This window comes from Brevundimonas sp. GW821-FHT10A07 (assembly GCF_059415785.1).
The window spans coordinates 88,686-96,304 of record NZ_JBWKNX010000016.1; the positions used below are offsets into that span (position 1 = coordinate 88,686).

Sequence of the window (7,619 nt, forward strand, 5' to 3'; positions counted from 1 at the left end):
TTCGGCGTCTCCCGTTCCGCTCCAGCCGAAGGCGCGTCCTTTGGACATCTATCTGCCGATCGCCGAGGTTTCGGTGAACTGGCCGACCCTGGTGATTCTGGGGGCGGTGGTCGGGTTCGTCTCGGGCCTGTTCGGCATCGGCGGCGGCTTCCTGATGGCGCCGATCCTGGTCTTCATGGGAATTCCGCCGACCGTGGCCGTCGCCAGCCAGGCCAGCCACGTCGTCGCCTCCTCCACATCCGGCGTGATCCGCTATGCGGGCCAGGGCGCGGTGGATTTCAAGATGGGCGGCGTTATGGCCGCGGGTGGGGCCGCCGGGGCGATCGCGGGCGTCGAGCTGTTCCGCTATCTGCGCCTGCTGGGCCAGGCCGATCTGGTGGTGGCCCTGTCCTATCTGGTCTTCCTGGGCGCCATCGGCCTGCTGATGCTGCACGAGAGCCTGACCGAGATCCTGCGCCGGCGGCGCGGCCTGCCCCCGCCGCGCAAGGACCGCCGCCGTCCCCTGTGGCTGTATGGTCTGCCGCTCAAGATGAAGTTCCCCAAGTCGGGCCTCTATATCAGCGCCCTGCCGCCGTTCGGCCTGGGCGTCTTCGCCGGGATCCTGTCGGCCATCATGGGGGTCGGCGGCGGCTTCATCCTGGTGCCGGCCATGCTCTATGTGCTGCGGATGCGAGCCGGGGCGGTGGTGGGCACCAGCCTGTTCCAGATCATCATCACCACGGCCATCACCACCATTCTCCAGGCCGGCCGCAACCAGACGGTCGACATCCTGCTGTCCACCATCCTGCTGCTGGGCGGGGTGGTCGGGGCCCAGATCGGCGCCCGGTTCGCGGGTCGGTTCCGGGCCGAGGAACTGCGTGCGGCCCTGGGCCTGATCGTGCTGCTGGTCGGCATCCAGATGGGGCTGGAGCTGTTCGTGCGGCCCAGCGACATCTTCCTGCTCGCGCCGGGGGTGTCTGACTGATGCAGGCGCTTCCTCCACCCCCTCCGGCCATCGAGGCGCCCCCCATCGAGGCGGCCGCCGTCGCGGCGCCGGCCCCCGACCGGTCCGAGGCCACGACGGGCGAACTGCGCGTCGCCGCCGCCCTGACCGACGCCCAGGTCCACGTCGATTCCGGTTTCACCGGCGCCTCCATCGTCCTGTATGGCGCGGTGTTCAACCCGACCCCCGAACCGGTCGATGTGGTCGTGGTGGTGCGCGGCCCCGACGCCCCGGTCCGCCTGGTCAAGAAGACCCGCAACATGGGGGTCTGGCTGAACAGCCGCCCGGTCCTGTTCGAAGGGGCGCCCGGCTTCTACATGACCGCCTCGACCCGGCCCCTGTCGGACATCGCCGACTTCGGCCAGCTGCGTCGGCTGGGCGTCGGGGTGGACCATCTGCGTATCGACGCGCCGGAGGAGGCCGGCACCGTGACCCGCTACGGGGTGCGCGACGTGGTCGTCAGCCGTCTGGGCGACGATTATCTGGACTGGCGCCGCGCCGTGATCCGGCTGAAGGAGGCGGCGGCCCTCTATGACACCGACCCGGACGGGGTGGAGTTTGTGGATCGCGGCCTGTTCCGGGCCGAGGTCAAGCTGCCGACCGTCGCCCCGACCGGCAAATACTATGCCGAGGTCTGGCTGTTCCAGGGCGGCGAGCCCCGGTCGGTCTCCAATCTGACCCTGACCGTCGAAAAGGTCGGCATCGAGCGCGACATCTACGAGTTCGCCCATCGCCGGCCGTGGCTGTACGGCGTCCTCTGCGTGGTTCTGGCCGCCCTGACCGGCTATGGCGCCTCGCGCATCTTCAGCCGTCGGGACTGAAGCCCAGTTCAGCGCGCAGGGCCTGGGCCGTCATGCCGCCCGCCCTCAGTTCCGCCAGGGTCGCCGACTGGTCCCGCTTGGCGTAGCGGCGTCCGTCCGGCCCGGCCAGCAGGCGGTGGTGGCGATAGACAGGGGCGGGCCAGCCCATCAGGGCCTGGATCAGGCGCTGCACATGGGCGGCCTCGAACAGGTCCTGCCCCCGGATCACATGGTCGATCCCCTGCAGGGCGTCGTCGTGGGTCACGGCCAGATGATAGGCGACGCCCGCATCCTTGCGCGCCAGCACCACATCCCCGGCCGTCTCGGGCCGAACGGGCACAACGCCGGTTTCTCCGTCCGGGCCGGCCCCCTGCTCGATGAAGACCAGCCCGGTCCACGTCGCCTCGCCCAGGGTTTCACGCGCCCGGTCCAGCGACAGCCGCCAGGCGAAAGGCCGCCCCTGGGCCAGGAAACGGGCCTCCTCCTCGGCCGGATGCGGCCCCGGCCGCACCGTTTCGCTCGCCCCATGCGGCGCATCGCCGATCCGATCCAGGATCTCTTTCCGTGTACGGAAACACCGGTACAACAGATCCCGCGCCTTCAGGGCCTCGATCGCCGCGGCATAGTCGGACAGATGATCCGACTGGCGTCGGACCGGCGTCTCCCAGTCCAGCCCCAGCCAGGCTAGGTCTTCCAGAATGGCGGCCTCATGTTCCGGTCGGCAGCGCGTGGGGTCGATGTCCTCGATCCGCAGCAGAAACCGCCCGCCCGCCGCCTTCGCCGCCGACCAGGCGGTCAGGGCCGAAAAGGCGTGGCCCTTGTGCAGGCGGCCGGTGGGAGAGGGGGCGAAACGGGTGGCGAACATCTCAGTCCGTCGCGGGATCCAGCAGCCGGACCCCGTCACGCGCGGCGTGGAGAATACGCACGATCTCCACCGTTTCGGACAGGCGGTAGAAGATCAGATAGTCGTCGAATGGGCGTTTTCGAAGGTTCTGCACGCCGGCTTCCGCATAGGCGCGCGGTTGATCAACCAAGCCCTCGCACGCGTCGAGCAGCTTCAGCACGAACCGCCGGGCCGCGCTCGCGCTGTCTCGGGCGATGAAGGCCTCGATCTCCGCGAGGTCGCGGGTCGCAGCGCGCGTGATGACCAGTCTCATTCGCCGTCAACAGCCCAGCGCGCCCGCATTTGAGCCCGCACCTCGTCGATCGAGTGAACCCGCCCGGCGTCAGCGTCGTCGATGCCTTCCTGGAGCTTCCCCAACAAGGCCGCCAAACGCGCTTCATGCTCCTGCACCAGCCGCACGCCGGTACGCAGCACTTCGCTCTTGGAGCCGTAGCGGCCTTCCTTGACCAGGCGATCGACCACCTGCTCCAGGGCGCCCAGTTCGACGGTCATGGTCATGCGGCTTCTCCGTGCTTGTTGAATAATAGTTATTGGTGCGCCGCTTTGACAGCCGTTTTACGCGAGGCCCGCATTCCCCAGGCGGCGAACCCGCGTCATACAGGGGCCATGCCCGTCACGCCCACATCCCAGGACATCGCCGCCGCGCGCGAGGCCCTGGCCGTCGCCGATCCCGCCCTGGCGCGCGCCCACGCCCAGACGCCGGCCTTCGAATGGCGGCTGCGGCCCGGCGGCTACGAGGGCCTGTTCCGCATGATCGTGGAGCAGCAGGTGTCCGTGGCCGCCGCCGCCTCCATCTGGGCGCGCACGGTCGAGGGGCTGGGCGGAGCGGTGACGCCCGACGCGGTGTTGGCCCACGACATCGACGCCCTGCGCGCCTTCGGCCTGTCGGGACAGAAGGCCAAATACGGTCGCGAGATCGCCCTGGCCCAGGTCGAGGGTCGCGTCGATCTGGACCATATGCAGACCCTGTCGGACGAGGATGCGATCGCCGCCCTGACCGCGATCAAGGGCGTCGGCAAATGGACGGCCGAGACCTATCTGATGTTCTGCGAGGGGCGGTTGAACGTCTTTCCCGGCGGGGACGTGGCCCTGCAGGAGGCGATGCGCTGGGCCGACCGGGCCGAACTGCGCCCGAACGAGAAACAGGCCTATGCCCGCGCCGAACTGTGGCGGCCCCATCGCGGGGTGGCGGCGCATCTGCTGTGGGGGTGGTATGGCGGCGTTCGGCGCGGCGACATCGTGCTGGAGGATCTGAGCGCGTGACCCCCATTGATCCCGCCCTGACCGAGCCGCTGCGCAATCCGCAGACGGTGCTTGCGGCGCTCGATTTCGCCGGGGTGGCCGTGTTCGCGGCCACCGGCGCCCTGGCCGCCGCGCGCGAGAAGCATGACGTGGTCACCTTCGCCTTCTTCGCGGCCATAACCGGCGTCGGCGGGGGGACGTTGCGCGACCTGCTGCTGGGCCTGCCGGTCTTCTGGGTTCAGGACTGGCGCTATATGGCGGTCTGCCTGCTGACGGCGGTGGTCGTCTGGTTGATCGGACAGCGCGACTGGCGGTTCCGGGCCCTGCTGTGGCTCGACGCCATCGGCCTGGGCGCCTATGGCGTCATGGGGGCGGCCAAGGCGGAGGCGGCGGGCGCCCCCCCGTTGATCTGCATCGTCATGGGCACCCTGACCGCCTGTTTCGGCGGGGTGGTGCGCGACACCCTGGCGGGGCAGCCGTCGATCCTGCTGCGGCGCGAGATCAATGTGACGGCGGCCATACTGGCGGCGACCCTCTATATCGTCCTGCGCATCCCCGAGGCGCCGATCTGGCCCGCCGCCATCGTCGCCGCCGTGGCCGGTTTCATGCTGCGGGCGGGGGCGCTGCGCTGGGGCTGGACCCTGCCGGGCTTCCCTGAGCGAAATTGAACGGTTCGTCGCCTGTTCGTCATGGCGGCGTCTTCGAATCGGGACTAGGCTGAACGCCTCGGACTAGGGAAGGAGACGCGTCTTCAATCCTGTAGCTTCCATACCCCCCGCGCCGACCGGGAGGGCCTGATGCAGGTCCTCCACCGACCGCCGTCGGGCTTTCCCGCCCTCGTTCTGAACGCGGACTTCCGGCCGCTGTCCTATTACCCGCTGTCGCTCTGGCCGTGGGAAGAGGCGGTCAAGGCGGTCTATCAGGACCGGGTGGACGTGGTGTCGCTGTACGACAAGGTGGTCCGCTCTCCGTCGATGGAGATGCAACTGCCCAGCGTCATCGCGCTGAAGAACTATGTCGATCAGGATCGCAGCCCCGCCTTCACCCGGTTCAATGTCTTCCTGCGCGACGGCTTCGCCTGTCAGTACTGCGGGGAATCGACCGAGCTGACCTTCGACCACGTCATTCCGCGCTCGCACGGCGGGCGCACGACCTGGGAGAACATCGTCGCCGCCTGCGGCCCTTGCAACCTGACCAAGGGCGGCCGCACCCCGCGCCAGGCCATGATGCCGATCCGCCGCGAGCCCTATCGCCCGAACGCCTGGCAGCTGCAGGAAGCGGGCCGGCGTTTCCCGCCGCATTATCTGCACCAGAGCTGGCTGGACTATCTCTATTGGGACATCGAGCTCGAACCCTAGGGTTTCCCGATGTTTCCCGTTATTGCCCAAGTGCCTGTTTTGATGGCGTAAACTGGGCAAAGGGCGATTGCCCGGGATGACCGCTTTATCCTCCGATTTGCTCCCAAGTGGTGACCATGTGGTGACCAAAATGGGCGTTCAAACCCTGCTGTGGCGGGACGGAGGCGAAATGTCTGGTGACCATACGGTGACCACGAAATTGACCAAGCGGGCCGTAGATGCCCTGGTGGCGGGCTCAGAGCGGTATTTTGCGTGGGATATCGAGTTGAAAGGGTTCGGCGTTCGGGTCACCCCGGAGGGCCGAAAAACCTACATCGTGAGATACCGCACGATCGGCGGCGCAAAGCGCATGCTGACGCTCGCGACCCATGGCGTTCTGACGACGGAGGAGGCGCGCGAGGAGGCGCGCAAGGCTCTTGCGCGGGCGGCCATGGGCGGTGATCCGCAGGGCGTGAAGGCCGAGCGGCGCGCGGAGATGACGGTCCGTGAGCTGTGTGAGCTCTATATGGTCGAGGGTACGGCGACCAAGAAGGCGACGACGCTTCACATCGACCGCATACGGATCAAGCGGCATATCAATCCCCGGATCGGGAACATGAAGGTCACCGATGTCGCTCGAAGCGATATCCAACGGCTGATGATCGACGTGGGCAACGGCAATATCCGCAAGGACGCGACGCCTCATACGAGGGGCGGCAAGGGCGCCGCCGCGCGAACGGTCGGACTGCTGGGCGGCATCTTCAACTTCGCGGTCGAGTATGGCTTCATCACGCAGAGCCCCGTTCGAGGCGTGAAACGCTATCGAGACAATCGGAGAGATCGCTTCCTGTCGCCGGCGGAACTCGGGCGTTTGGGGGATGTCCTCTCCGAGCTGGAAAAGGACGGCGGCGACCCTCGGCATATCGCGATCCTGCGGCTGCTGGCGTTGACCGGTGCGCGCAAGAACGAGATCGCGCGTCTGAGATGGTCGGAGCTGGATCTGGAGCGCGGCCTGCTCCGCCTTCGGGATTCGAAGACCGGGCCCAAGATCATTCGGCTCGGGATTGCCGCCCTGGAACTGGTCGCGGCGCTCAAGCCTAACGGGAGCATCTATCTGTTTCCCGACCGTCGTCGGCCGGATCAGCCGATCGCCAATCTGGACTGGGCCTGGGTCTGTATCCGCAAAAAGGCGGGGCTCGACGATGTCCGCATCCACGACCTGCGCCACAGCTTCGCGAGCGCGGGTCTGGCGTCCGGGGAGGGTTTACCCTTGATCGGCAAGCTGCTCGGGCACGCCCATGTCGTGACCACCAGCCGATACGCCCACCTGGCCGACGACCCGATCCGCGCGGCCGCCGACCGCATCAGTCGGAATGTCGCTGAGACGCTTCTGCGACGACCCGCCGAGGGCGTGGATCATGTGTAGTGCCAAACGCTACAAAATCATTGCAATGCGTAGTGTTTGGCGCTACATGGTCGCCAGCGCCAATGGACGTGGAGGATGATTCAGTCGTTCAAGGATCGCCAGACCGAGGCGGTGTTTTTGGGGGCAAGCCCGAAAGGCATTCCGGCCGACCTCTTGAGGCGCGCTCGGCGAAAGCTCCAGGTGCTGGATGCGGCGACAGACGTGACCGACCTCAGAGATCCGCCGGGAAACCGGCTCCACCAGCTGACCGACAATCGTGAAGGGCAGTGGTCGATCAGCGTTAACGACCAATTCCGGATTTGCTTCTTTTGGGGCGCATCCGGTCCGGAGAACGTGGAGTTCGTGGATTACCACTGAGTTTAGCCGGGAGGTCATGGACCTCTCGTCACCCCAGGGCGAGAGCCCGGAGATCGCCATGACAGTTCGTGATTACACGACCTTTGCCGCTCCCCTGGCCCATCCGGGCGAGATCCTCAGGGAAGACTATCTGCCCGCCTTCAAGCTGTCGGCCGGTGGGCTGGCGCGCGCGATGGGGCTCAAGGATCGCAGCCGGATCGAACAGCTTGTTCGGGAGCAGCGAGCCGTGACGGCTGACACGGCGCTGCGGCTGGGGAAGGTGTTCGGGACCTCACCGGAGTTCTGGATGAACCTGCAGGCGCAGCATGATCTGTCGCGGGATGCGATCGCCAATCGCGAGGCACTGGCTGATATTGAGCCTTTGCGGGCGGTGAGCTAATCATCCAAACGTTCTTAGGTGTCAGGCTCATAACCTGAAGGTCGTAGGTTCAAATCCTACTCCCGCACCCAAGATTTAGCCCGCTATTCCAATAGGATAGCGGGTTTTTCTTTGCCTGTCAATCGGCGTCTAAAAGGGACCCCCTATCGGCGTGCAATAGGGACCCCCTTTTGAGGTTCGGGATGGACGTCA

The 7,619-nt window shown here is 66.8% G+C and carries 11 protein-coding genes; 8 read left to right on the plus strand and 3 right to left on the minus strand.

What is annotated here, in order from left to right:
- The first annotated feature begins 40 nt into the window (after positions 1-40).
- Both AC07NC_RS13655 and AC07NC_RS13660 read left to right on the plus strand, forming a co-directional pair.
- Positions 41-964, plus strand: a complete 924-nt coding sequence (locus tag AC07NC_RS13655) for a sulfite exporter TauE/SafE family protein (protein WP_008263337.1) — start codon at positions 41-43, stop codon at positions 962-964.
- On the plus strand, positions 964-1,803 hold the full coding sequence (locus AC07NC_RS13660; protein WP_494569889.1) for a TIGR02186 family protein: 840 nt from the start codon (positions 964-966) through the stop codon (positions 1,801-1,803). Before AC07NC_RS13655 ends, AC07NC_RS13660 begins: the two co-directional genes overlap by 1 nt.
- On the opposite strand, the gene gluQRS is transcribed toward AC07NC_RS13660, so the two are convergent.
- Genes gluQRS through AC07NC_RS13675 form a run of 3 tightly spaced genes read right to left on the minus strand, consistent with a single transcriptional unit; the run spans position 1,787 to position 3,184 of the window.
- Positions 1,787-2,647, minus strand: coding sequence for a tRNA glutamyl-Q(34) synthetase GluQRS (gene gluQRS, locus AC07NC_RS13665; RefSeq protein WP_494569890.1), 861 nt, complete (start codon positions 2,645-2,647; stop codon positions 1,787-1,789). The genes AC07NC_RS13660 and gluQRS overlap by 17 nt on opposite strands.
- Position 2,648: 1 nt before the next feature.
- Complete coding sequence (locus AC07NC_RS13670) at positions 2,649-2,939, minus strand: type II toxin-antitoxin system RelE/ParE family toxin (RefSeq protein WP_494569891.1); 291 nt, start codon at positions 2,937-2,939, stop codon at positions 2,649-2,651.
- Positions 2,936-3,184: a type II toxin-antitoxin system ParD family antitoxin gene (locus tag AC07NC_RS13675; RefSeq protein WP_008263619.1), complete on the minus strand. Its 249-nt coding sequence runs from the start codon at positions 3,182-3,184 to the stop codon at positions 2,936-2,938. Before AC07NC_RS13675 ends, AC07NC_RS13670 begins: the two co-directional genes overlap by 4 nt.
- Positions 3,185-3,292: 108 nt before the next feature.
- Between AC07NC_RS13675 and AC07NC_RS13680 the strand changes: the two genes are divergently transcribed.
- The 6 genes from AC07NC_RS13680 (at position 3,293) to AC07NC_RS13705 (ending at position 7,427) form a co-directional block, all read left to right on the plus strand.
- Entirely contained in the window at positions 3,293-3,949 is a 657-nt protein-coding gene (locus AC07NC_RS13680; RefSeq protein WP_494569892.1) for a DNA-3-methyladenine glycosylase family protein, read from the plus strand.
- The gene (locus tag AC07NC_RS13685; RefSeq protein WP_008263402.1) at positions 3,946-4,596 is read left to right on the plus strand and encodes a trimeric intracellular cation channel family protein; all 651 of its coding nucleotides are present in this window, start codon (positions 3,946-3,948) and stop codon (positions 4,594-4,596) included. Before AC07NC_RS13680 ends, AC07NC_RS13685 begins: the two co-directional genes overlap by 4 nt.
- A 129-nt stretch (positions 4,597-4,725) precedes the next feature.
- Complete coding sequence (locus AC07NC_RS13690) at positions 4,726-5,286, plus strand: HNH endonuclease (protein ID WP_008264308.1); 561 nt, start codon at positions 4,726-4,728, stop codon at positions 5,284-5,286.
- A gap of 169 nt (positions 5,287-5,455) precedes the next feature.
- Entirely contained in the window at positions 5,456-6,691 is a 1,236-nt protein-coding gene (locus AC07NC_RS13695) for a tyrosine-type recombinase/integrase (protein ID WP_494569893.1), read from the plus strand.
- 75 nt (positions 6,692-6,766) lie between these two features.
- Entirely contained in the window at positions 6,767-7,048 is a 282-nt protein-coding gene (locus AC07NC_RS13700; RefSeq protein ID WP_494569894.1) for a type II toxin-antitoxin system RelE/ParE family toxin, read from the plus strand.
- A gap of 58 nt (positions 7,049-7,106) precedes the next feature.
- Complete coding sequence (locus AC07NC_RS13705) at positions 7,107-7,427, plus strand: HigA family addiction module antitoxin (protein ID WP_494569895.1); 321 nt, start codon at positions 7,107-7,109, stop codon at positions 7,425-7,427.
- The last annotated feature ends 192 nt before the right edge of the window (positions 7,428-7,619 follow it).

Excerpts from the sequence above, each read along its gene's own strand:
- AC07NC_RS13695 (WP_494569893.1), top strand. The coding sequence starts at position 5,456 with ATGTCTGGTGACCATACGGTGACCACGAAATTGACCAAGCGGGCCGTA.
- AC07NC_RS13700 (WP_494569894.1), top strand. The coding sequence starts at position 6,767 with ATGATTCAGTCGTTCAAGGATCGCCAGACCGAGGCGGTGTTTTTGGGG.
- AC07NC_RS13660 (WP_494569889.1), top strand. The coding sequence starts at position 964 with ATGCAGGCGCTTCCTCCACCCCCTCCGGCCATCGAGGCGCCCCCCATC.
- gluQRS (WP_494569890.1), bottom strand. The coding sequence starts at position 2,647 with ATGTTCGCCACCCGTTTCGCCCCCTCTCCCACCGGCCGCCTGCACAAG.
- AC07NC_RS13705 (WP_494569895.1), top strand. The coding sequence starts at position 7,107 with ATGACAGTTCGTGATTACACGACCTTTGCCGCTCCCCTGGCCCATCCG.
- AC07NC_RS13675 (WP_008263619.1), bottom strand. The coding sequence starts at position 3,184 with ATGACCATGACCGTCGAACTGGGCGCCCTGGAGCAGGTGGTCGATCGC.
- AC07NC_RS13690 (WP_008264308.1), top strand. The coding sequence starts at position 4,726 with ATGCAGGTCCTCCACCGACCGCCGTCGGGCTTTCCCGCCCTCGTTCTG.
- AC07NC_RS13680 (WP_494569892.1), top strand. The coding sequence starts at position 3,293 with ATGCCCGTCACGCCCACATCCCAGGACATCGCCGCCGCGCGCGAGGCC.
- AC07NC_RS13670 (WP_494569891.1), bottom strand. The coding sequence starts at position 2,939 with ATGAGACTGGTCATCACGCGCGCTGCGACCCGCGACCTCGCGGAGATC.